The organism is Avibacterium sp. 20-126 (assembly GCF_044358625.1).
Taxonomy (GTDB): domain Bacteria; phylum Pseudomonadota; class Gammaproteobacteria; order Enterobacterales; family Pasteurellaceae; genus Avibacterium.
Map to the genome: position 1 here is coordinate 710,577 of NZ_CP091457.1, position 25,981 is coordinate 736,557.

The 25,981-nt window shown below is 41.1% G+C and carries 15 protein-coding genes; 4 read left to right on the forward strand and 11 right to left on the reverse strand.

The features are described from left to right. Positions 1-29: 29 nt before the first annotated feature. Positions 30-9,809: a hemagglutinin repeat-containing protein gene (locus tag L4F91_RS03420; protein ID WP_395897272.1), complete on the forward strand. Its 9,780-nt coding sequence runs from the start codon at positions 30-32 to the stop codon at positions 9,807-9,809. Between the two features lie 318 nt (positions 9,810-10,127). Next, entirely contained in the window at positions 10,128-11,000 is an 873-nt protein-coding gene (locus L4F91_RS03425) for a hemagglutinin repeat-containing protein (protein WP_395897274.1), read from the forward strand. A 141-nt stretch (positions 11,001-11,141) separates the two neighbouring features. On the opposite strand, the gene L4F91_RS03430 is transcribed toward L4F91_RS03425, so the two are convergent. After that, positions 11,142-11,471: a zinc ribbon domain-containing protein YjdM gene (locus L4F91_RS03430; RefSeq protein WP_395897276.1), complete on the reverse strand. Its 330-nt coding sequence runs from the start codon at positions 11,469-11,471 to the stop codon at positions 11,142-11,144. A 168-nt stretch (positions 11,472-11,639) separates the two neighbouring features. Between L4F91_RS03430 and L4F91_RS03435 the strand changes: the two genes are divergently transcribed. After that, positions 11,640-12,194 (forward strand): YtfJ family protein, encoded by a 555-nt coding sequence (locus tag L4F91_RS03435; protein WP_395897278.1) that lies wholly within the window; start codon positions 11,640-11,642, stop codon positions 12,192-12,194. Between the two features lie 76 nt (positions 12,195-12,270). Here the strand turns inward: L4F91_RS03435 and L4F91_RS03440 are convergent, their stop codons facing one another. From L4F91_RS03440 to L4F91_RS03465, 6 genes are all read right to left on the reverse strand, one after another. Then, positions 12,271-13,524: a DUF2254 domain-containing protein gene (locus L4F91_RS03440; RefSeq protein ID WP_395897280.1), complete on the reverse strand. Its 1,254-nt coding sequence runs from the start codon at positions 13,522-13,524 to the stop codon at positions 12,271-12,273. Positions 13,525-13,618: 94 nt separating this feature from the next. Further along, on the reverse strand, positions 13,619-15,634 hold the full coding sequence (locus L4F91_RS03445; RefSeq protein ID WP_250350603.1) for a TonB-dependent siderophore receptor: 2,016 nt from the start codon (positions 15,632-15,634) through the stop codon (positions 13,619-13,621). A gap of 48 nt (positions 15,635-15,682) precedes the next feature. Continuing rightward, a complete protein-coding gene (locus L4F91_RS03450) occupies positions 15,683-16,477 on the reverse strand; it encodes a DUF4198 domain-containing protein (protein WP_250350602.1) in 795 nt (264 codons plus the stop codon). A 184-nt stretch (positions 16,478-16,661) separates the two neighbouring features. After that, positions 16,662-18,575, reverse strand: a complete 1,914-nt coding sequence (gene fhuB / locus L4F91_RS03455; protein ID WP_395897282.1) for a Fe(3+)-hydroxamate ABC transporter permease FhuB — start codon at positions 18,573-18,575, stop codon at positions 16,662-16,664. Beyond that, positions 18,569-19,438, reverse strand: coding sequence for an ABC transporter substrate-binding protein (locus L4F91_RS03460; protein ID WP_395897284.1), 870 nt, complete (start codon positions 19,436-19,438; stop codon positions 18,569-18,571). The genes fhuB and L4F91_RS03460 overlap by 7 nt, the downstream gene beginning before the upstream one ends. Before the next feature lie 9 nt (positions 19,439-19,447). Further along, entirely contained in the window at positions 19,448-20,212 is a 765-nt protein-coding gene (locus L4F91_RS03465; protein WP_395897286.1) for an ABC transporter ATP-binding protein, read from the reverse strand. 193 nt (positions 20,213-20,405) lie between these two features. Between L4F91_RS03465 and L4F91_RS03470 the strand changes: the two genes are divergently transcribed. After that, positions 20,406-21,350: a sigma 54-interacting transcriptional regulator gene (locus L4F91_RS03470; protein ID WP_265762119.1), complete on the forward strand. Its 945-nt coding sequence runs from the start codon at positions 20,406-20,408 to the stop codon at positions 21,348-21,350. A gap of 25 nt (positions 21,351-21,375) precedes the next feature. On the opposite strand, the gene hflX is transcribed toward L4F91_RS03470, so the two are convergent. The 4 genes from hflX to mutL all read right to left on the reverse strand — a co-directional run bounded on the left by hflX (position 21,376) and on the right by mutL (position 25,975). Next, positions 21,376-22,737, reverse strand: coding sequence for a ribosome rescue GTPase HflX (gene hflX, locus L4F91_RS03475; RefSeq protein WP_395897289.1), 1,362 nt, complete (start codon positions 22,735-22,737; stop codon positions 21,376-21,378). Positions 22,738-22,739: 2 nt separating this feature from the next. Further along, positions 22,740-23,033: an RNA chaperone Hfq gene (gene hfq / locus L4F91_RS03480; protein ID WP_250350597.1), complete on the reverse strand. Its 294-nt coding sequence runs from the start codon at positions 23,031-23,033 to the stop codon at positions 22,740-22,742. Between the two features lie 108 nt (positions 23,034-23,141). Beyond that, a complete protein-coding gene (gene miaA / locus L4F91_RS03485; protein WP_395897291.1) occupies positions 23,142-24,068 on the reverse strand; it encodes a tRNA (adenosine(37)-N6)-dimethylallyltransferase MiaA in 927 nt (308 codons plus the stop codon). Continuing rightward, positions 24,068-25,975, reverse strand: coding sequence for a DNA mismatch repair endonuclease MutL (gene mutL, locus L4F91_RS03490; RefSeq protein WP_395897293.1), 1,908 nt, complete (start codon positions 25,973-25,975; stop codon positions 24,068-24,070). Before mutL ends, miaA begins: the two co-directional genes overlap by 1 nt. Between the last annotated feature and the right edge of the window lie 6 nt (positions 25,976-25,981).

Genomic DNA, 25,981 nt, shown 5'->3' on the forward strand with positions numbered 1-25,981 from the left:
CTTGCAATAAGGAATCAAAGGAAACAAGGATGAATAAACAATTTTATCGTGTTATTTTTAGCAAAACGCTTAATCAACTTATTGTCGTATCAGAATTAGCTAGAACACAGGGAAAAGCGACAAGCGAAAATGTGGGAGCTGAAAAAACATCGCAAAATCTCACCGCACTTTGTTCTCCGTTTAGTTGGGTGATGAAACCTGTGCAATTTAGTATGATGGTGGCGTTGGGGTATGTCTATTTTTCAACCCCTGCGTTTGCCAATGAAATGGTAATTCGTGCAGATAAATCAGCACCGGCTAATCAACAAGCAACCATTTTGAAAACAGCCAATGGTTTACCGCAAGTTAATATTCAAACGCCAAGCCAAGCAGGCGTTTCGCGTAATACTTATTCTCAATTTGATGTCGCCGAGAAAGGGGCTGTACTGAATAATGCTCGCAAAGCAACGCAAACCCAACTTGCAGGCTGGGTACAAGGCAACCCTAATTTAGCCACGGGGGAAGCTAAAGTTATTCTTAATGAAGTGAATTCCAACAATCCTAGTCATCTCAAAGGTTATATTGAAGTTGCAGGTAAAAAAGCCGATGTGGTGATCGCCAACCCTTCAGGGATTCATTGTGATGGCTGTGGCGTGATTAATGCGGGGCGTTCAACCTTGACAACGGGTAAGCCTGATATTGCCAATGGCGAATTAAAAGGATACCAAGTCAAAGGCGGAAAAGTTAGCGTAACAGGCAAAGGGTTAGATAATCGCCAAGCGGATTATACCGACATTATCGCTGAAAAAGTGCAGCTTGATGGGCGCGTTTGGGCAAAACAACTTAAAGTTACCACTGGCAAGAATAAGGTAAACCGTACGAATGATGCCGTCGTTTATGTCGGCAATAAAAATAATGAAAAAAATGACCGCACTTTAAATGAAGGGCAAGAATATCGTGTCGATGTGGGGCAGCTTGGCGGAATGTATGCGGAGCGTATTCAATTAGTGGATAACGGTACAGGGCTTGGTGTGCGAAATGCAGGGCATATTGGGGCTTCTGTAGGGGAAGTGCAAATTGATAGTCAGGGGCGGATTGTTAATATGGGAACGCTCAATGCAAACCAAACGATCAGCCTAACTACTGCCAATGATTTTGAAAACCAAGGAAAAATTGAAAACCTTCAAGGGGAAATTCGCTTTAACAGCCAATCCAATATCCAACAAATGGGTACTGTGGTTGCTCGTCAAGGTAATATTCAAGCCACTGCGAAAAAGGCGATAACACAGCGAGGAGAAACCCTGAGCAAAGGGAATATTCGCTATAACGCTGAGCGTGTCAATGCAAGTAAAGGGGCGGTCATTGCTGCGGGAGTAATGATTTCAGATCAAAATGGTAAAGAAGTCCGAACCCTTGAAACGCCTTCTGAACAAGGCAGCTCGATTCACATTACCAGTCGCGAAAAAACCACACTGCAAGGGCAAAATCTCGCTGCGGGCAAGATGCAAATTGATGCCAGTGAAGTAGATATTAGTCACAGCCAAACCGCTGGGTATACTCTTCGCATCAATGCTAAACAGCAAGGCATTAAGGCCGATTCAGCAACCCTCACCGCCACAGGCGATCTGCAATGGCGAACGCCTGCTCTGCTTTCTACCCAGCAAGCTGATGTTAAAGCGAATTGGATTGATACGCGAGCTATACAAATTAATAATCAGCAAGGACATTGGGCGAGCTTAAGCGATCGTGCAGTGAATTTAGCGCTTAATAAAGGCTTAAACAATCAATCGGGATTAATGTTAATTGGTGGGGATTTTATCCTTGAGCAACCATCAGCAGCATTGAATAATCAATATGGGCGGTTATTCAGTGCAGGCTCATTACAAATCAACGCACAACAATTAGATAATCGAGCAGGTATTTTGAGTGCGGAGAATAACGCGGCATTAACCCTAACAACATCAATTCAAAATCAAAAAATAGCGGAAACAGGGTCGTTAATTCAGGCGAAAAATACCTTAACCCTTACCGCACCATCTTTCAATAACACCAATACCAAACCAGTGGACAACGCCACACCGCAACAAGGTGTGATTGCGAAAAAGATTGAACTGAATGCTCAAAATCTTAATAATCAACAAGGAGATATTTATAGTGTTGAAAATACGACCTTAAATGTCGCTCAGCAATTATACAATCAACAGGGCGAAATACTCTCACTGGGCAATTTAACCATTAACGGGACAAATGCAGGAATCGAAAATGCGGAAGGTGTGATCTCGGCTTCGACAAATTTAATTATTGAGGCAAATGGCTTATCTGGTGATGGGGATATTGAGGCAGACCATACCTCTCTCCGACTAAAACAAGATTTTCACGCTGAAAACGATATTATCGGGCGTTCAAGCCTCATCCTTTCAACATTGGGTAATCTCATCAATCAAGCAGGGCTTTATTCTGAGGGAAATACCGCCATTCAAGCGGCAAATATTGATAATCAAAATCACGCAGAAATTCAAGGAAAATCTACCGCACTGACTGTCTCGGAAAATTTAACCAATCGTGGTCTAATTAAAGGCAGCGAAGAAAATATTATTAAAGCAGGGCAAACCCTGAGTAATATTGGTACAGGGCGTATCTATGGTGGTCACACCGCACTGCAAGCAAACAAAATCATAAAGAGTGATGAATTACAAGCGGATGGCTCGATAAAATCTGCGGTGATTGCTGCTACTCAACGTTTAGACATTGCTGCGCCAGTGATTGAAAATACAAAAAATACCTTTACGCAAGATTGGGCGTTTAATGGCATTGGTGGCACATTGACATCAGAAGGACAAATTATTTTCGGAAAAAACCTTGACGCCAATCATTATGCTCAAGGATTAAGCGAAACCTTAATCAACCGCGGCGGATTAATTGAAGGAAATGGTATTCAGTTTGGTGTAAAACAATTGAAAAATGAGAATGCTCGCTTACGCACCAACCTTGAAGAAGTCAGCAACCAAGCGGTTAATGAACATTACTTAATTGTTGATGATCCTCAAATTGGGGAACGGATTAATTTCGATCAACTCCGTTGGCGTTCTTTTAGCCGAGCAGGGAGAGTGGTTTATAAAAATCAAGCGATTCCATCACGTCCGAAAGATGGTGGTATTGCCGGTTATATACTCCCAGCTCCTAATGAAGAAGCCTGTGCGAATGAGCAGACACGTACAGGGTGCGCTCCTGTTCCGCAAGCAATTTATACCAATCAAGATCCTGTTTGGGCTGCGTTAAATATCACCCCACCAGAAACGCCGGCCCCTGAATTGCCTGATTTATCAGGGCTTGATCCAACGTTAAAAGAGCCTGTTGAGCCGACTAAACCACGCAGACATTTTTTTAATCGCAATAGGTATGAGCAGGAACTCAAAGAATATGAAGAAAAAATGGTGGAATACCGTAAAGCGATGGCGGAATATGAAGCCAAGCTTATTGCTTATTCTGCCGAGATGAAACCTTATCTTGATTGGGTTAATGCGAATGCGGAAAAATTTGAACAACTTGATACAGCAATCCAAAAACATAACGCAAGTTTACTTGGACGAGAGTTTGCAGATTTCTGGGATGTTTATGTAACACGACGCATTGAACGCCAAACTAAAGTGAAAGAAACTCACCCAGGAAAAATTCTCAGTGGGGGCGATATTGGTTTTTCCGGTGAGGTTGAAAATAATCGTAGTCAAATCATCGCAGCGGGAGTCATTAAAACCACTAATGATACCACCAACCCAATTAACAATATTGAAGAAATTGGGATTACCCAAATTGATGATATTGGCAATCAAGAATGGACATACTCTCGTTGGCGTGGTGGATTTAGACGCTATCATCAGCGAGAATGGACGGGACGTTATGACCATATGAGACGTACAGAAACCCCACTGGCATTAAATCAAGCTAGCGTGGAATCTCATACCACATTCATCCCAGAAGCAGAAAATGCCAATGTCACATTAAATAATGTCGCACTTACTTCTCATCAACAAGTGGGTAATGCCGCTGATCATAGCTTGCTGCAACAAAATGAGAATGAAATTAGGCACATTCAAGCTAACACCAGTTTGCCAACCTCAAGCCTTTATCGGATCAATCCAGAGGGACAAAAGGTATTAATTGAAACCGATCCGCAATTTACCAATCGCAAAAAATGGCTTAGCTCAGATTATATGTTCAATGCTCTACGCAGTGAACCGCAAAATATCTTGAAACGCTTAGGTGATGGTTATTATGAACAGCGTATGGTTCGAGATCAAATTAACCAACTTACAGGACGAATGTTCTTGGATAATCAGCAAGATCTTGAAAATCAATATAAAGCCTTGATGGATAAAGGGATTTCTTTTGCTAAGCAATTTAATTTAACCCCGGGTATTGCCTTGAGTGCCGATCAAGTGGCTGCACTCACCTCGGATATTGTTTGGTTTGAACCGCAAACCGTCACCTTACCAAGCGGTAAAAAGGTTGATGTGATTGCACCACGCGTTTACGTGGTGGCGAAAAAAGGTGATTTAAATGGTGAGGGGGCATTAATCTCTGCGAATGTGGTTGATTTACGCACTTCACATTTAAACAACCTTGGTACGATTGCAGGGCGAAAAATCGCCTTGTTAAACACAGACACATTACGCAACGAAGGAAATATCCTAGGAGGAAAAGTTGGCATTAAAACCACCGGTAATGTTGAGAATATTGGTGGGAAAGTCGAAGCCGAACAAGGGCTATTCATTGATGTAGGCGGGGATTTTACCCACCAAAGCACTGCCCATACCACAGAAGTGGGGCTATCTCATTTCAAACGCAATGAAACTACCCTCGCTCGCAAAGCCTTACTTTATGTCAAAGACAAAGAAGGGGTATTGCACTTAAATGCCAATAATATCTTGAGTCAAGGGGCAGATATTATTAATGAGGGACAAGGTAATACGATTGTTAAGGCAAAAAATGGACTAAATTTGACCGCACTTTCTGTTGGTTTTGAAGAAAAAATGGGCAAAGGCAATCATTACCGTAATGAAAAAGTGCAAGATGCTGTGGTAAGCACGATAAAAGGCAAAGGAAATGTATTGTTAAGTGGGCGAGATATTACCGCAGAAGGTGCTAAGCTAGAAAGCGAGGCAAAGCTTATGGCATTGGCAGAAAATAACATTGTGCTAAGCAGTGTAGGCACAGCACGAGAAGTTGAGGAATATCATAAAGTTCAGCGGCGAGGTGTTTTGTCGTCAAGAGCTTCTGAGAATTATTCCCATCGTCTCGCAAATACACACAAAGTTACGCATTTAACAGCTGGACAAATTGAGCTAAGTGCCAATCACGATATAGCATTTGAAGGTACACAAATAAATGCTGATCAATCTGTCATTGCCCGTGCTGGTAATGAACTGAATGCAAATGCCGTTACAGATACTTATGCCCATACCCAATGGGAAAAACACAAAAAATCAGGCATTACAAGCAGCCTTGAGGGAGGCATTGCGGCGGTGGGCTACCACAAAGAAAAAGTGCGTCAGCAGAATACGAGCTATGATGAAACAGTAAAAGGGGCAAGTATTAAAACTCAACAAGGTGATGTGATACTTAATGCAGGGGAACATTTGACTGCCACGGCGGTAGAAATTCAAAGCGGTAAAGACACTCACCTACAATCCAAACAAGTGGCGCTTAATGCGGCAGATGAGCAGCATTATGGTGAATCAGAATACGTTCGTAAAATGTCAGGTGTGGGGATTAATATGGTTTATGACCCATTAACCGTGGGGCGTAATAAATACCAAAGCCGTAAAGATTCTGGTATGGCAGATACCTTTGTTGGTGATGAGATTTCTCGCGCCGAATCCATTACAGACACCGCTGAAATGGTGGGGCGTGGTGTAAGCCCTTATCTCAAACATCAACAAAATGAGGCATATAAAAATACGTATCAAAAATTAGCGAAAAGCGCGTCCATTAATACAGAAGGCAAGTTGCAGGTTATTGCGAGCGCAGGGGATATCACCACGCAAGGCAGTCAAATTAATGCAGAAAAAGGAGCGGAATTTATTGCCAGTGGTTCAGTGAATTTTGATGTGGCAACAGACATTTATTCGCAAAATGCAGAAAAGCGTGCGAAAGGCTTTGAGTTAAATGGCTTAAATAAATATATTGCTGGGATGGGCGTTAGCCATGAAGATGGCAATCAAACCCGCCGAGAAGAGCGAGGGACGTTAATAACCACAGGGGCAGAGACCCGTGTTATTGCGCAAGGTGGCGATATTACAGGCAAAGGCTTAACGCTGATTAATGAGGGCAATACCCACCTTACAGCCAAAGGCAATGTGGTATTAGATACGGCGAAAACCCTTTATAACCAAAGCCAAAAAGCAATGAGCCATTCAGTTGGTGAAGTCGCCACCTCGGATACAGAGCGATTTTTTGGTTATCACCGTGAACGGCATAATCAAGCAGGCGACAATACCACGCACACAGGCAGCCGTATCCTGAGTTTGCAAGGCAATGTTGAGATTGACGCAGGTAAGGATTATCACCAAACCAGCAGTGCGGTGCTAGCTAAAGATAAGCTACGAATCACTGCCCAAAACATTTATGCGGATGCCGCGTTAAATACCGACAATCAATCTCAAAGTCAAAGTGATTTAAAAATCGGACAATTTACCCGTGTTAAATCGCCGATTATTGATTTAATCCAAACCGTGGAGCGCACGGTGAAAAATAAAAATGCGTCAGACCGTGTAAATGCCGCCAATGCTGTTACCCTTGCCGCGCAAGGTTATCAGGTGGCAGACACTATTGCGAAAACGGTTAGCCAGCAAGACGGTTTAGCCTATTTAATTCGCGTAGAATCAGGCACGGGCGTGGCACATAGCCGTCAATCACAAGAACGCCAAGCGCAAATTAGTCAAGGTAATGTGTTTAACGCCAAACAGATTGACTTGACGGCTACAGGCACAGGGGAAACGCTTGCCAATGGGGAGCAAAAGCGCGGTAATATTCATCTTGAGCACAGTGATTTAACTAGCCGCGATGAACAAGGCAAACGCCTTGCAGATAGCCATATTACGTTGACGGCGTATGACACGCAATTACAAGCAGGTAAAAGCCATAGCAAAGAAAAAATGCGCGGTCAAAATGTGGGTGTTGAAGTGGGTATGTTTGCCCAAGCAGGACCACAAACGGGCGTTGGGGTATATGCCACTGTGGGTGGAGGCAGCCAAAAAAGGGATGCGGAACGCACAATGTATCACAACAGCCATTTAGACAGTGCGCAGATAACCTTTAATAACCAAAATGACCTGACACTCAAAGGGGCAACGGCGAAAGCCAACCGTATTGATGCCAATGTGGGTGGTAAGTTACAGATTGAAAGTATGCAAGATGAACAACACCTTAAAAGTAAAAGTAATCAAGCTGGTTTAAGTGTGAGTATCAGCTTTGGCAATGCGTGGGGTGGCAATATCGGCTTTAATGCGGACAGTGGCAGCGAACATTATCGTCAAGTAACAGAACAATCGGGATTATTTGCGGAAGAGGGAGGCTATCACGTTGAGGCAAATCAAGTTCACCTCAAAGGCGGTGCGATTGCAAGCCAAAATGCCAATAACAGTGAGCTTGCGACTAATCAACTGACCGTCGAGCATCTTCAAAACCATTCCTCAAGCCAAGCAATGAGTGGCGGATTAAGCTATGGCTTTAGTCATCAAGAGGGACATTATGAAGAAAAAGGCACAGGCAAAGTGGTTGAGGCACCCGCAAACAACCAAACTGCCGATAACCTCAGATGGGTGGACGAGAAAAATTCAAGTGGTTTTAACCCAAGTATACCGATGTATGAAAGCCATCATGACAGCAGCCTCACCAAGGCAACCATTACCGAGGGCAAGATTACCTTAAATAAAGATAGCCAGCCTATCCACAGCACAGCCACCGCGTTGGCAAAAACCTTGCATTTTAGCACCGCACTTGATAATGCCAATCCACACGTGGAAAAACCAAGGGATACCCAAGGGCAGCTAAAAGAGCAAAAAGTCGTGAGAGAAGCGGTAAGCCAGTTGCAATCGGCAACTTCGACTTATGCAGCCAATCAAGCGAAAGCCGCACAGCTGGAAGCTGACCGCTTGCAACAAGAGCTAGCGCAAGCGCAAAGCAAACCACAGGCAACGCAAGATAAACAAAAAATTGCAGAAAAAACCACCGCACTTGCTAATACGTTAGAAAGACAAGAAAAGTGGAGCGAGAAAGGCGAATACAAACGCAACCTTGATAACCTCACCACTATCGCAGGGGGGATATTGGCAGGGCAAAGCGGCACACAGATTGCCACGACCCTTGCCTCACCGACTTTAAATGAAAAAATCAAGGCACTCACCACCGACAGCAATGGCGAGGTGAACGTGCTGACCAACACCCTTGCCCACGCGGTGCTGGGTGCGGTAGAAGCGGCGGCAGCTAAGGGCAATATCGCTACAGGCGCAGTTGCCGCTTCAGCCAGTGAACTTGCCGCGCCAGCCATCACTAAGCTACTGGGTAAAGACAACCCGAACCAACTTAGCGCAGAAGAACGCCAAACTGTTACCGCCTTAAGCGCCCTTGCAGGCAGCCTTGCTTCAGGCTTAACCGCCCAACAAAACGGCTCAGCGACTAATACCGTTAGCACGCTTAATGCCGCGGCATTAGGTGGTGAGATTGGGAAACGGGCGGTGGAGAATAATTATCTCAGTGTACTTTCTCAAAAAAGACGTGATGACATTAGAGAGAAAATTAAAAATGGCAATGCGACTAAAAAAGAGATAGTAGAATATCTTCAATATGAAAAAGATGATCAAACGAGTGATTATTTAGTGGATAAAGCGCGTTATCGCCCAGAGGAGATGACACCGCAAGAATGGGCTGAATATGAAAATTACGCAAAACGTTACGTTTCAGAAAGCATACAAAACCGAGACATTCCTAAAAATATTGAGCGTAGCCTCAAAGAAATTCTTACGGGAAACTATTATAAAGGCTACGGTTATGCTTATGCGTTAGATGAAAAATATCGTTCATCTTTGCCAAGTCGTTGGTTCATTTCCGATTCAGATAAATCGGAAGAAGAAAGAATATATGAGCGCTTTAATGCAAAATATATCCAAAATCCAAGAACATTAAGAGAATCATTTAATGGGAGAGTAGCAGAATCAACGAAAGAGGGATTGGAGTTGGCTTCTTTAGGATATATTTCTAACATACCAAAAGTTGTAAATACAGTTGAATTGGTAACCAAGGTAGGAGGGAATAAAATAGTTTCAACTGCAATTCGTCTTGAAAAACCTACTGTTGGTTTTATAGATAAAATGCTCTCAGAAGGTATTTATCATTCTTACAATCCTTATGCTAATGCGGTTACTAGAAATATTGGTAATAGTATTGATAGTATTTCAAAAATCACACCAAAACAGTATGTAACTGGAACGATGATAGGTATGAGTGCGAATATGGGGGCTCAGTATATCAATACAGGTACAATTAATTATAAAGAAGCTATTAAATCAGGTCTAACCACACCTTATTTAATTTATACCCCAATGGGGACTTCATTTGTATTAGGCTCAATGTCAACAGTAGTTGATTCAAGATTATCTAATAGTAATTCATATTTTAGTGATCAATATAATTATCTAAAGAGTACTACAGGGGAAAATCTGACTAATGAATTACTTCCATATAATATCAAGAGTTCAACTCTAGGAACGACTTTAAGTATATTTTCTGGAGAGTTAATTAATCAATATAATAAAAAAGAAGAGGTGAAGTAATGTCTTTTGTAAAAAGAATAATAAGTTCTCTTCTTTATGGATTTAATTTAATCTGTGGTTTTCAGGTGTCTGTATGGATAAGGTTGTACAGTAAGACTAATCAAATAGATCAAACAGAGTTTTTTTTTCAGGATAGGTATATTTTATTTAGCATTTTTTTTTATTTTTTTATATGTTTAATGATATTTATTTGGTCTTACTTTCCTAGCTCAAAGAAATATTTAAAACTTTAGTTTTGCTCATTATATTTGCTATTGTGTATATTTAATATTGCATTTAATTTTATGAGCTTCTCTATTGTTCAAGATAAACACAGAAATGATAAAGATTGCGAAAACGGTTACCCAGCAAGATGGTTTGGCGTATTTAATTCGCGTGGAGTCAGGCACGGGCGTGGCACATAGCCGTCAATCACAAGAACGCCAAGCGCAAATTAGCCAAGGTAATGTGTTTAACGCCAAACAGATTGACTTGACGGCTACAGGCACAGGGGAAACGCTTGCCAATGGGGAGCAAAAGCGCGGTAATATTCATCTTGAGCACAGTGATTTAACTAGCCACGATGAACAAGGCAAACGCCTTGCAGATAGCCATATTACGTTGACGGCGTATGACACGCAATTACAAGCAGGTAAAAGCCACAGCAAAGAAAAAATGCGCGGTCAAAATGTGGGTGTTGAAGTGGGGATGTTTGCCCAAGCAGGACCACAAACGGGCGTTGGGGTATATGCCACCGTGGGTGGAGGCAGCCAAAAAATGGATGCGGAACGTACCACTTACCACAACAGCCATTTAGACAGTGCGCAGATAACCTTTAATAACCAAAATGACCTGACACTCAAAGGGGCAACGGCGAAAGCCAACAGTATTGATGCCAATGTGGGTGGTAAGTTACAGATTGAAAGTATGCAAGATGAACAACATCTTAAAAGTAAAAGCAATCAAGCAGGTTTAAGTGTGAGTATCAGCTTTGGCAATGCGTGGGGGGCCAATATCGGCTTTAATGCGGACAGTAGTAGCGAACATTATCGTCAAGTAACGGAACAATCGGGATTGTTTGCGGAAGAGGGAGGCTATCACGTTGAGGCAAATCAAGTTCACCTCAAAGGCGGTGCGATTGCAAGCCAAAATGGCAATAACAGTGAACTTGCCACCAATCAACTGACCGTCGAGCATCTTCAAAAACCGTAAAATGAACTAACATCAATGTGATGAACTTTTAGCTAATTCTGCCATTTTATGGTGGGATATGATTTTTTCAGAAATTGATAAAAGGGAGAAATAAAATACTCTCCCTAATAGCTAAATATTATAATGCTTAAGCTCTATTTATTAAGCTTTTTTCAAAAACGCTGATTTTAATGAGAAACTTTGGCCGTCAATTTTGCAATCTACATCGTGATCGCCATCAACTAAGCGAATGTTTTTCGCTTTTGTGCCTTTTTTCAATACAATAGATGAGCCTTTCACTTTCAAATCTTTAATTAAAATGACACTATCGCCATCTTGTAGTAGATTACCGTTGCTGTCTTTCACCACTTTTTGTTCAGTCTCATTTTCTTCATCGCCAGACCATTCATAAGCGCAGTCAGGGCAAACAAAATTTAAACCATCGTGATAAACATATTCACCTTGGCATTTTGGACAAGTTGTTTGTTCCATTTTTTCCTCTTATCTAAATTTCAATATAAACAATCAGTTACATTTTTTTGATTGAATAGTAGTAATGCGAGCGAAGTATAGCAAACAAATCTCTTTCTCTGTAATGATTTTTAAAGGTGCCATAAAAGAGAATTTCCGCTAAACTAACGACTTTTAGAGGGAAACAAAATGAAAAAAACAGTTTTATTACTTGGGGTCAGTGCATTACTAACCAGTGCTTACAGTCAAGCCCATAACCTGCAACTTAATGCAACCCTACCTGCGGTAACCGTCGCAGATAAAGGTGAGCTTATTGTTAAAAATCAAGAGATTAGTGCAAAGCCTTGGCAATCTACCCAGCTTAAAGGTAAGGTTCGTGTGTTGCAACATATTGCAGGACGTAGCTCGGTAAAGGAGAAAAATTATCCTTTAATGGAAGCTATCAAAGCACAGCATTTTAATGGCGCACAATATCAAACTACAAATATTATTAATGCAGATGATGCGATTTTTGGCACGGGGGCTTTTGTGCGCAGTAGTGCTGAAAAGGCCAAAAAAGAAAATGCCCACAGCCAAATTGTGCTGGATAATCAAAGTGCGGTGAAAAATGCGTGGAAATTAAAAGAGAAAGAAAGTTTGATTGTGGTGTTGGATAAAGAGGCAAAAGTGAAGTTTGTTCACGAAGGGAAACTCTCTTCTGCACAAATCAATGAAATTTTAGCCTTAGTTAAGGATTTGCTATAAAACGTATCGTCTGAATAACAGAATGCGAAATATTCCAACCGAGTGATAAGGGAAGTGCCGAATAATCGGCACTTTTTTAATGGAAAAGCGCTTGATGTAAGGCGTCGATTTGTGCCTTTTCGCTTTCCAGTGAAAGTCCGTTTAGGGCATAATCTAAATCTATTTTTGCTTGTTTGAATGCGGCGTTACAAATGGCTTGATTATCTGATTGCCTCCACAGTATGGCGAGTGCTTTTTGTACTTTGATGTGAATTTCTAACATTGCGCTACCATCACGACAAATAGGGGTGAAGGATTGTAAAACGAGTTCTTGTTCGTTGAGATTTAACATTGCCAGACGATGATATTTCACCGCTTGCTTTTCTGCTTTGCTATCAAGTAGTAAGCGTAATAAAACGCTAATCACTTTAATTGCTGTGCCGGGATCGTTCACCGCTTGCGATAAGGCACGTTGCGCCACTTCGCTTAATACAATCAAACCAAATTTAGGATCTTGCGCATAAGAGCGGTTGTTTTCGATGATAAAATTTTCTTGTAGTTGAGCGATGTGTTCAATGGGCTTATTGACATAGGCAATTGGCATATTCGTATAAACCAATTTTCCGGGTTGAATGGCAATTTCAATTTCGCAATCATTATTATCAGCAAAATCTTGCAAATTTTGCATATTTATATGGCTCAAATAGCCAGTTTTATGCGCGTGAATTACGTAGGAAAATTGAATTTTCTCAAGGGATTTTGCCCCCATATTTGGCTGTTGCCAATAATTGTTTAAGGCTTGCTGTGAGGCAGTTTCAATCTTTTCTAAGGTATTATTTAATAACCCAAGCTGTGATAAGGCACTCACCCACGTAATCAAGGTGGTAATTAAATAAATGAGTACACAAATCGTCCCAATAAACAGCACGAATCGCCCCGCCTCGTTGTAATAACCCATTCCTAAGGTTATTTTGGCAATCACCGCATAAACAAAGGCTGAAATAAAACTGGAAATCGCAAGGCGCGTGGTGTTATCTCCCATTACTAATTCGGTCGCTCTTGGCGTTGCTCCGTTAGAAGCAGAAGAAAAAGCCGAAACCATAATAGAAAGGGAAAAGGTACTCACCGCTAACATACTCGATGCCATAATGCTGAGAATGTCATTGAGTAATTCTTCGCTAACGTCAGGCATAATCTCTATCGGCAATGCTTTGTTTTCGATCAATGCAGAGAAAAGTGCCAGAAAGACAGCAAATAATGCCCCTAAAATAGGGGTGAGCCATAAGGCGTTACTTGGTTTTTTTAACCATAGAATTAGGATAAAAAAATGCTCTTTAAGATAGCTTAACATCGGTTTTCCTATATTGAGAGAGAAGAGCTTACCATAGCAGATTTTTTGTAGAAAGAAAAAGGGCTGAGTTGCTCAGCCCTGAGATTATTTTAAATTAGAATTTATAAGAAATATTCCCTGTGATTCTGCGACCTTCCCCCATATAACACCAATATGAATCACAAGCACTCACATATTTTTTATTCAGTAAGTTAGAAATATTTAATTGAGCACCCCAATGTGGTGAAAAATCATATTTTGCCGTAATATCAACGAGAGTATAGGCTGGGATTTTTTCATCACTCATCCCATTTGTGCTAGTTCCTGTATAGCGAATGCCCGTACCAAGTTGTAAACCTGATAAGGCATTGCCTGTAAAACGGTAATTTAAATAAGCAGAATAGCTATGTTTTGGAATGAGTGCAGTACGAGTGATTTTATCTGCGTGAGTTTTGGATTTAGTATATGTATAAGAAACAAGTGTAGCTAAATTTTCCGTTAAATTTATATCAGCTTGTAACTCTATACCTTTACTTGTTTGTTTTCCAGCTTGAGTGCTAATGGAGTGTCCGTTAACAGTATTGGTAATAAGTGCATTTTTTTCTTTTAGATTAAAGTAGGCAAGAGATAACTTCCCTTCAATAAATTGAGGTAAGTATTTTAATCCAAACTCGTGTTGTTCTCCTTCATAGGGCTTATATCTCACAAACGTACCATTCACATTGGTACTTGGGAGAGGTTTGAATGATTCAGAATAATTATAGTACGGAGCTAACCCATTTTCGGTAATATACATTATCCCAGCAGCATAAGTATTTTGTGCAACATCATAGGGTTTATTCTGTGATGCACTGCGATAATCACCTTTTGCAAAATCACGTCTTACACCTAAATTGATGAGTAATTTATTTTGGAAACTAAAATGGTTTTGAAGATAAAGACCTAATTGACGATCTTTATTTATATAAGGCGTTAAAGCAGAAAAAGGGGCTGCTGCGGTTGGGTAATTACCATAAAGGTTATTTAATGCTACCTTACCGTAACCATTAGATGCAGTATTTTTTGAATGAGAATAATCAAAACCACCCAGTAAAGTATTTTCTATCTCATTAAATTTCCAAGTTTGGCTAAGGTGGTTATCAATTGTATGAGTAAATGTTTTACCCCGTATGAGCATTGTACTAAGGCTTGTTCCGTCCCAGCCTAAAGAGGCACTAAATTGATCCTTGTTGCTATAAGCATACCGATAGTTTGAGCTAAATATTAATCCATCTGAAACTTGATGCCTCAATTCGTAACCGATACTATATTGATTGCGTCTGAAGTATTCATCAACATTTTGTGCGAAATTTGTTCGACTTGAAAAGCCGCCACGTTTTAGTATGTCATATTTAGGGAAAAAGCCCGAAGACGGTATACCATCATCGTGTTGAATGCTTGCTAATAAAGTGAAATTTGTATTTTGAGAAATGTTCCAAGATAGACTAGGAGCAAGATAGTACGCATCACTATAACTCCCTTTGGGTTCACCATTATGGCGTAGATAGTCCGCTACAATACGGTAATGTACCGTTTCACTGATTGTTCCCGTATAGTCTGTAGCAATGCCTCTTTCATGGCGATTACCTAAGGTGAGTTTAACTTCTCCTTGCCCAACTTTTTCTTTATTTGGACGTTTACTGATTAAGTTAATTAAACCACCTGCGTTGGCACTTCCATAAGTTAAAGAATCAGCACCTTTTACTATTTCTATTGTTTCTAAGCCATACAAGTTTGGTTGCCAATGATAGAAACCAAAATCGTATAATGTTGTTCCATCTAAGCGAATTGTTGGATTAAATCCTCGAATTTTAATCCAATCATGGGTGTCTATATCTCCGCCAAAAGGCTGGCTTAATATGCCTGCCTCATAACGACCGATTTGATCGACTTGTTGGTATCCTTTCTCACTCATTTTTGCTTGATCTAAGGTTTCCGTTGAACCAGGTGAAAGATATTCTACTTTCCCCGTTTTCGATACGGATCCAATTACATCAATAGGGGCTAATTGTATTTCTTCTGCAATAACAACTTGGCTTGTGATAAAAAGTGCGGTGGAAATTAGTGATAATTTAAAAAATTTTTTTGTCATAAAAGCTCCGAGTAAAAGGCTAGCAAGATGAGCTAGCCTAATCGTTTATTATTTAATACTAAATGTATAAGTGCTATACAATTTACGTTTTTGGCAGATTTTTTGATCTGGGTAATCCATTTCATAAATTGCCTTGATTTTCCAAGTGCCTTTTAGGGCTGGAATAAAATTCACTTTTCCTTGTGAATCCGTTTTACCTGAAAATGCTTGTGGTTCACGGTGATCATAAACCGCTTTTTCATCAAGTTTGGTAAATTCGTTTGTCGTTCCAATCACCGTAATGCCTTTGGCTGGTTGCCCTTTATATAGCACCTGTACAGGGAAAACCTCCATCGGACTTAAGGTGGTTGGATCAACTAAGGGAACAATTTCTAAATCTAACCCAACAGGTTTGATAGCAAAGTCGCTAACCTCAACCCCTGTATTCACATAGGTAGATGAAAACATACTGGATTCTTCACAGTAATTGGCATCTTTCATTTGACTGAGGTTTTCACGTTTCCAACCATTGTCATTTTTTGACCAGAAGGTTGGTTTGTAGCTACCTGAAATTTTGTATTCTGCTTTCGCCAATGGGCTGGTGGTAACATAATGGTAATTTTCGCCCTTTTGGGTTAGGGTAGTACTTGTGCCGTCCGCACGATGTAACACCAACGGATTTAAGATATTTAAACGTCCCTCGGCAATTTTTTCTCCTTCAGGAAAGTGATCGCCATAGCCAAGCACTGCAAGCAAATCTTTGCCCGCTTCGGCTTGTTGGGCATAAGCCCATAAATCGTGTGCTTGGCTGGCAAAAGGCAAAGCAAGTCCGCAAATTAAGGTAAGTTGTGTGAGTTTTTTCATTGGATTTCTCCTATCTTTATTATCAAAAAATTGGAATTTTTTGACCGCACTTTATAACGGCTTATTTTTAGTGTGGTATAAAATTCCTCCAAATTCGCACTTGGCGAGGGATTACTTAAGTAATGTGCTTACTTAAGGGAGGAAAACTCTGTAACAACATCTTATGAATTTTCCGTAAAATTCGTTATATTTTTCTCATTAGCCATAAAAAATAGCTGCCACCGAGTAAGGTAGCAATCAAGCCTGCTGGAATTTCATAGGGAAATAGCAGCTGGCGTCCTAGCCAATCGGCAATAACCATAATGGTTCCGCCTAATAATCCTGCAGCGAGGAGTTGGTTTTTACTATGACGAAAGCCTAGGTGATAGGCTAAATGGGGCGCAAGCAAGCCGATAAAACTTAATGCACCAATGAGCAAGGTAGCAAATAGCGTGAGTAAAATGGCAAAAGCAAATAGGATACCGCGCGCCTTGAGTATATTTACCCCAAGAGATTGGGCAATGACGCTATTTAGTGCAAATAAATCTAGCCAACGGACGAAAATAAAGCTGAATAAAAAGAGGATAATCGCGATAAACAGCATTGGGATCGCCACATCATTTGTTGCGTAATAGGTTGAACCCGATCCCCAATTTAATAATTGCCAAGCTCGTGGATCGCCGCTTGCAACCAGTATTCGTTGTACCGCTTCAAATAAGGCTGAAATGCTTATTCCTGTGAGTAATACTTGATCGGGCTGTAAACCATTACGGCGATTGATTATCCAAATCAGCCAGACAATGAAGCACGCTCCCAATCCTCCCCATAGTGCATATTGGCTGAGTAAGGTGGTGCCGGTGATAAAAATGGCAAGCAATACACCAAAGCTTACCCCAGAGGTAATGCCAAGCAATTCAGGGCTTGCCATTGGGTTGTGGCTTAGTCGTTGTAATAGGGTTCCAGCTACGGCAAGCATTATTCCCGCACAAAATGCATAGGCAATGCGAGGAAAACGCAAGGTAAACAGGTTATTGTCCAAATAGATTTGCCAGCCATCTATTCCTTGCGCTAGCCATAAGGAACAGGATAGTGCAGCCAGTAAAAGTAAAGGTAAATAAAGTGCGGTGCTTTTTTGCGGCGTATTTTTCCACGTTATGGCATTTTCTTGTACGCGTCCATATTGTTGGCGATGTTTAAAGACGAGCCATAATAATAACGGTGTGCCGAGCAAGGCGGTAATTGAGCCTGTTGGTAAGGTCATCGTTTGCCATTTTTCGAGTAATTGCAGGCTGAGATCAGCGATAAGTAATAAACTGCTGGCAAAATAGGCACTTCGCCATAATAAGGTTTTAATTCGGTAATCTGGGAATTGGCGAGCAAGCGTAGTTGCGGCTAAGCCAATAAAGGCAAGCATACCAACACGGCTGACCACGATGGCGACCAAATAAGCCGAGAGTAAAATGCCAATAACGCGAATTTTTTTTACATTCACGCCTAAACTTTGTGCATTGCTTTCTTCGAGTTGTAATGCTTGTAAAGCGGGGCTAAGTAAGATGACAGCCAAAATGGCTGGCGCCAGTAATGGCAATAGAGTGAGGCTATCATACCAGCTTTCTTGAACTAATGAGCCACTTCCCCACAGGAGTAAACCACGACTTTCCTCAGGATAAAAAAGAATGAGTAAAGAGGAAAATGCGCCGAGATAAAAGTTCACGACAAGTCCAGCAAGGACAATCAACAAAGGGGAAACCATTTTTCGCCAAGCGAGGAGTAAGACTAAGCTGAGTGCAAATAATGCGCCGATAAAGGCGATGGGGGTTGAACCCCATTGTAATAGACTAGGGAAAAATAGTGTTACCACAAAAAGGCTAAATTGCGCCCCAGCACTGACGGCAAGTGTGCTGTCTGAAGCAAGTGAATTATTCATTATTTGTTGTAAGAGCAACGAAGCAATCCCTAAACTCACTCCAGATAAAATCGCCATTAACACTCTTGGCAAGGTAAAATTAAAGACGAGTAGCTGACTCGTGTCGCTTTGCCCGAGTTGTTGAAAAAGCACGAGAACAAATAAAATCACTACGATGACAGCAAGGCTTGGCATTAAACGGCGTGTTACCATTTTGCTTGTTCCCCTTGTGGTTGGCGTAACCCTTGGCTTAATGCAATGGCTAAACGCTGTGCAGATGGTAATGCTCCGAATGTCCAAATGGCAGGAAGAATGAGTGGATCTTTCGCTAAAGGGAGCGTTTGCCATAGGCTATTATTCGCTAACTCCTTCGGAACATTTTGGGGATAAGGCTTGATGATCACCAGTTTAGCTTGCGCAAATTGAGCCAGTTGATTGAGGCTAATTAGGCTAAATCCCCATAAGTTTACCTGCGCTTGCCACGCATTTTGGAGACCGAGTTGTGTTAGAACGACACCCGGTAGGCTTTGTTTGCCATACACTCGCAGATGACGACCATCAATAAATTGTACGATTAATAAAGGACGATTTCGCACATCTTGAAGTGCGGCTTTCTGGCTTGCAAACGTAGTTAATGTTTGCGTAATCAGGGCGGTGGGATCAACATTGATTACTTGTGCAAGTTGGTGTGTTGCTTGTAGTTGGTTTTGCCAAAAATCTCCTGTTTTATAGAAATTGACTAAGGGGATATTATTGATATTGCGTAAATAAGGTAAATTAGCCTGTGCCGTCGCAAGATACATATCGCTATTAGGAAAGGCATCAATATCAAGTTGTGCAAGCAATTCTTTATTCGGTTGCAATCTTGTTCCTAAATCAATCGTTGTAGCAGGCAAGCTGGGTTCATTCACCCAATTTTGGTAACTTTGCTTATCACCAACCGCAGTCGGGGAAACACCTAGCCCTAATAGGGTTTCGGCAATGGTCCAGTCTAAGGTTGCTACTTTCGCACTAGCAAGCACAGGTGTCGTAAAAATAAGTAGAAAAATGTGTAAGAAATAAGCCAGTATTTTCACTATTTCCCCTTAAAAAAATGCAACAGGAATGTGATCAATGGGATGAGCTTGCACCTGTAAATGAATATGATAAATCTGTGCTAAGGCTTGTGGTGTCATTATGTCTTGTGGGGAGCCTTGCATTAATAATTTGCCCGACTGCAAGGCGATTAGCTCATCACAAAAACGTGCGGCAAGATTGATGTCGTGGATCACAATAATCACCCCTAGATTTAAGTTTTTCACCAGTTTTTGAATGAGTTGCATCACTTCCACTTGATGTGCAATATCCAATGCCGCTAACGGTTCATCTAATAATAAAAAACGGCTTTGTTGAGCCAGTAACATTGCAAGCCATACACGAGAACGTTCGCCCCCTGAAAGGGTATCGACAAATTGATTGGCGTAGCTTTGCATATTTGTCCATTCAAGTGCATTTTGAATGGCTTGTTCGTCTTGTTTGAGGTTACGCCCTAATAGTCCATTCCACGCATAACGCCCCATTTGTAGCAGCCCTCTGGTGGTTAGGTTATTTGCCTGTGGCAAATATTGTGGCAGATAGGCAACTTCGCGCGCAAAGGCTCTATGTTTCCATTGCTGAATGAGACGTTGATTAAATTTGAGTTGCCCACTGGTTGGCATTTGTTGGCGAGCGAGAAGTTTGATTAAGGTTGATTTTCCCGATCCGTTTGGTCCAATAATGCCATAGATTTTTCCCGTGTTAAATTGCAGTGATATAGGGTGCAACAACACTTTTTCAGGCAAGGCGAACGACACTGCGTTTAATTCAAACACGATATTTCCTATGAGCGAATAAATAAAGGGGAAAGATTTTAATTGATAACCGTTATCATTTCAATAGGTCTATTCTTAAAAATAAACGACTATCTTAAAAGACGATTAAGATTGTAAATTTTTCTTTCCATTTTTACGGAAAAGTTTACAATGTTTGCCAGTTTTATCAGAAAAATGGGATAGAAAGCCAGTAATGTCAGCAGAAAAAAATCTTTTTTCACAAGTGGTTACACAAAGTCGCAAAATGCAAGAGGTGGTGGAAAAAGCCAAAAAATTTGCTCTGCTTGATGCGCCTTTGCTTATTCAAGGTGAAACCGGTACGGGGAAAGATCTCATCGCCAAAGCTTGCCATTTTTCTAGTCAAAGAAGAGAAAATAAGTTTATTGCGGTTAATTGTGCCGGTTTACCGAGTGAAGATGCAGAAAGTGAAATGTTCGGGCGAGCTTATGGGGAAACGGTAAATCAAGGCTTTTTTGAATATGCGAATGGGGGTAGCGTATTATTAGATAGCGTGGCAGAGTTGCCACTTAGTTTACAAGCAAAATTATTACGTTTTTTAAATGATGGTACTTTTCGCCGTGTGGGCGAGGAAAAAGAGCATTATGCTAATGTTCGTGTGATTTGTACCTCACAAGTTCCCCTTAGTCATTATGTAGAAAAAGGCAAAATGCGTGAAGATTTATTTCATCGCCTTAATGTATTAAGTCTTAATATTCCAGCGCTACGTGAACGCAAAGAAGATATTCCACAACTTACCACATTATTTGTCCAACAAATTAGCCAACAGTTAGGGATTTCCGTCCCCCATTTTGATGGTGCATTTTTAAATTATCTTGCCCATTATACTTGGGCGGGGAATGTACGAGAATTGCACAATGCGTTATATCGAGCTTGTTCTTTGGCTGAGAATAATCAGCTTGCTATTGCGGATTTGCACTTAGTGGAACAGGAAATTGCATTACCAAGTATTGAGCAATTTGCTAATCAAACCCTTGATGAAATTATGAATAATTTTGAGGCAATGGTGTTGCAGAAATTTTATGAGGAATATCCTAGCACCAGAAAACTGGCTTCAAGATTAGGCGTTTCGCATACTGCCATCGCCAATAAATTAAAACAATATGGCATAGGAAAATAAGGGGGAAATACCGCAAAAGCAGCTTTTATTCATCTTGGTAGTTTGCTAAGTGCGGTTGTTTTTTTAATAATTTTTGCCATTCGCTTTGCTCAATATTTACCTTGAGTAAAAATTCCCCTTGCTCACTGATTTTCTCTTCACGAATACAATCCATTTCATACAGCCAATGACGGATTTTGCCTGCTTGTGGTGGCAAACAAAGTTGTAATTGCACAATCCTTTTGCTTAATTTTTGTCGAATGGCTTCAAATAATAAGGGAATACCTTGTTGTAAATGGGCAGAAATATACACGCCCACTGGACGATTTTGATCATCATATTCAATATGTGGAACAAGGTTTTCCACTTGATCAATTTTGTTATAAACCAGTAATGTCGGGACTTGATCGGCTTGGATTTGTTGCAAAACCTCATTCACCGCATTGATATTTTCTCGTTTTCGTACATCAGCGCAATCCACAACGTGTAATAACAGGCTTGCCTCGCTGGTTTCTTGTAAGGTGGATTTGAACGCGGAAACCAGATCGTGTGGTAGATCTCGAATAAAGCCTACCGTGTCTGCTAAAATTGTGCTTCCAATATCTGGAATGTTTAAACGGCGGAGGGTAGGATCAAGGGTAGCAAAAAGTTGATCCGCCGCATAAACCTCTGCCTTGGTGAGCAAATTAAACAAGGTGGATTTACCCGCATTGGTATAGCCGACCAATGAAATTGTGGCAATATCTGCTTTCTTTCTTGTCTGACGATTTTGATGACGCTGCTTTTCCACTTTATTTAAGCGATGTTGTAATTGTGCAATACGAACTTTAATCAATCGTCGATCGCTTTCTAATTGGGTTTCTCCTGGCCCTCGTAAGCCTACCGCGCCTTTTTGTTGATCCAAGCCTGTTTTGCGCCGAATTAAACGAGTGGCAAGATGTTTTAATTGGGCTAATTCGACTTGTAATTTCCCTTCGTGAGAGCGTGCGCGCTGGGCGAAAATATCTAAAATTAACCCTGTGCGATCTACGACACGACATTCACACAGGCTTTCTAAATTACGCGTTTGTGCAGGCGTCAAACAATGATTGATCAAAATCACATTGGCGTTGTGATCTTTTACTGCTTGGGCAATTTCTTCTGCTTTGCCTTGTCCAACGAAATACTTCGCTTGTGGCGTGGTACGGCTTGTGGTGATAATGGTGGCAATATCTACTTGCGCAGATTCAGCAAGCAACTGGAATTCAGTTAAGTCATCAAGATTTTTATCGGCAGAAAAAAAGGCTTGTACAATAATGCCTCGATCTTGCGAAATAGCCTGTTGCGAGTGGTTTTGTGATGATGAAAAAAGTGCGGTAGAAATTTCATCTGAATTTTTCACCGCACTTGGAAAAGCTAAATGATCCAAAATTATTCAGTCTGTGATTCTGCTGAGGTTTCTGTTGCCATTTCTTGCGTTGCGTTATGTTGTTGCTGGTGAGCTTGATTATTATGATGAGAAACTGCACGAGCAGGCACAACAGTTGAAATTGCGTGTTTGTAAACCATTTGATTTACAGTGTTTTTTAATAAAATGACGAATTGATCGAAAGACTCAATTTGTCCTTGTAATTTAATGCCATTGACTAAATAAATGGATACAGGAATACGTTCGCGACGTAATGCGTTTAAGTAAGGATCTTGTAATGATTGTCCTTTTGCCATTGTTATTTTCCTTCTTATATTAGTTATAGGGTTTTTTATGGGGAACAAAAATCGTCTCCGTGAGCCAATATAGCAATAATCTTGACAGATGTCATCACTATGCCTCAATTATTTTAACGTTTGCGCGATTTGCATAAAGGATTTATCAGGGCTGAGACTGTCTAACCAAGTTATCGGTGATTTCCAGCCACGTAACCAAGTAAGCTGGCGCTTAGCCAGCTGGCGAGTTGCACAGATTCCACGAAATACCATTTCTTGATGATCATAATCACCCTGCAAATAATCCCACATTTGGCGGTAACCAACACAGCGAATAGAAGGTAAATCAGCATGTAAATCACCACGTTGGTAAAGTTTTTCGACTTCTTGTTGAAAACCTTGTTCAATCATTTTATGAAAACGCAGTTCAATACGTTGGTGTAATACTTGGCGTTCTTGTGGGGTGATGGCAAATTGTGTGATGTCATAAGGCAGCGCCTCACCTTTTTGCTCAGTCAGTTCAGTGAGCGATTTTCCCGTGAGATAAAACACTTCTAACGCACGGTTGATCCGTTGGCTGTCATTCGGATTAATACGTTGCGCAGAAACAGGATCGATTTTTGCTAACTCTTGATGTAAGCCATTCCAACCGATTTGCACTGCTTTTTGCTCAATTTCTTGGCGTAAACGTTCATCTGCCGAAGGTAATGGCGAAAGTCCTTCCAGCAAGGCTTTGTAATAGAGCATTGTGCCACCGACTAACAAGGGGATTTTACCCTGTTTACTGATGTTTTCCATTTCCAGTAAGGCATCGTGGCGAAAATTTGCCGCCGAATAGCTTTCACTGGGATCTTTTATATCAATTAAACGATGCGGAGCAAGAGCAAGTTCAGCGGCATTCGGTTTTGCAGTGCCAATATCCATTCCCCGATAAATTAAGGCAGAATCGACGCTGATGACTTCAACTGGGAAATGTTGGCGTAATTTGATCGCTAAGTCTGTTTTCCCTGAAGCAGTTGGCCCCATTAAGAAAATGGCTCGTGGCTTTGTATGCATTAGCTATTTTCCTTCCCTAAATAGATTTGCCAATCAATAGGAATAAATAGCGGAGAAAGCGATTGATTTGGCTGTCGATGTAATAATTGTTCGGTTTCATTGAGTAAATTTACCGCATCTCCAAATACGTCTATCGTTGTATAATCAAGCTGTTGACAAAGTGCGGTCAAAAATTGGTGCATATTTTCGTTTTGTTGATTGAGTAAGTTTCCTACACATTGCTGTAAATTATGCTGGCGTAAGCAGGCAGGCACCTTAATCAGGCTAATTCGATGTTGAGTAAGATTTTCATTAAAGTGAAAACCGATTTGAGCGAAAAAGGTGTGTTGTTTTTCCCAAGCCGATTGCTGTTTTTCATCTAAACGGAAGAGTATAGGAATTAATAATGCTTGCTGGGGAATATCTTTTTTCTGCAAAGACAACATCGTTTGCATTTGTTGTAATTTTTTGATTGGTAATAAATAAAATTCCTGCTCTTGCTGTAAAAGTAGCGCTTGATTTTGCACTAAGGCTAATGCACGTAACATTCGGCTCGTTGGCAGTGAACTTTCTTGCGTCGTTTGAACGGTTAAAACTGGGTTTTCTCCCTGTGTCGGTGAGGCTGGGCGAAGTAATTCGCCATAAGCCTGACTTTCTGTTTTAGTGATTTCGCTTTTTGGCTTGCTATAACCTGCTGGTGGAATAGCGGGATGATTTGTCGCTTTTTCTTTATTCAGCGAGGGGGAAGCCGAATAGTCCGTTGGTTGAAAAATATTTCTTCCTGCTGCACTACGATTAAGTTTTCCAACATTAGGTTGCCATACCCCGTCAGGTTCTTGCACTTGTGATGTGGCTTGTTCGCTGAGTTCAGACGAGAGCGGTTGTTGCGTTAGTTTATGTTCAGCATTAAGCATTTTTCCGCCGAGTTCTAGGCTTGTAAGCAGGGCATTTTGTATGCCTTGGTAGATAAAATCGTGAACAAGGCGAGCTTGCTGGAAGCGCACTTCGTGCTTTGTTGGATGAACATTAACATCTACATCATTGGGATTAATATCAATAAAAAGAATATAAGCAGGATATTCATTGCTCTCTAAATGTTCTGCATAGGCTTGGCGTATGGCGTGAGTGATCACTTTATCGCGTACCATTCTGCCATTTACATAGCAATAGTTTAAATCATTTTGGCTATGCTTAAAGAAAGGATCGGCAACCCAGCCTGAAAGATGGAGATCATCGTGTTTCCAATCAATATGTAAGGCGTGTTGAACAAATTCTTCCCCACAAATCGCTGCAATTCGTTTTAATTTTTGCGAAAAATCCCCCGCACTTTTGTATTGACGCACTGTTTTCCCATTATGGGTAAGCGTAAAGGCAATATGTGGTTTTGCTAAGGCGATACGACGGATCACTTCATCAATATGAGCAAATTCAGTTTTATCAGTGCGTAAAAATTTGCGTCTTGCTGGCGTATTAAAAAATAAATTAGCCACTTCAACCGTTGTTCCCACTGGGTGTGAAGCTGGTTTGATGGTGGTTTCCATATCTCGCCCTTGCGCATAAACCTGCCACGCTTCTTTTTGTTGTTCGGTACGAGAAGTCAGGGTCAGGCGAGAAACGGAACTAATACTTGCTAACGCCTCACCGCGGAAGCCTAAACTTAAAATGGCCTCTAAATCCTCAAGACTGGCGATTTTGCTCGTGGCGTGACGAGCAAGGGCTAAGGCGAGTTCATCTTTTGCGATACCGATACCATCGTCTCGAATACGAATTAAATTGGCACCGCCATTTTCAATATCTACCTGAATTTTTGTTGCGCCAGCATCAAGGCTGTTTTCTACCAGTTCTTTGACGACTGACGCGGGACGTTCAACAACTTCACCAGCGGCGATTTGATTAGCAAGCTGAGGTGGCAGAATTTTTATTGGCATTGTTTT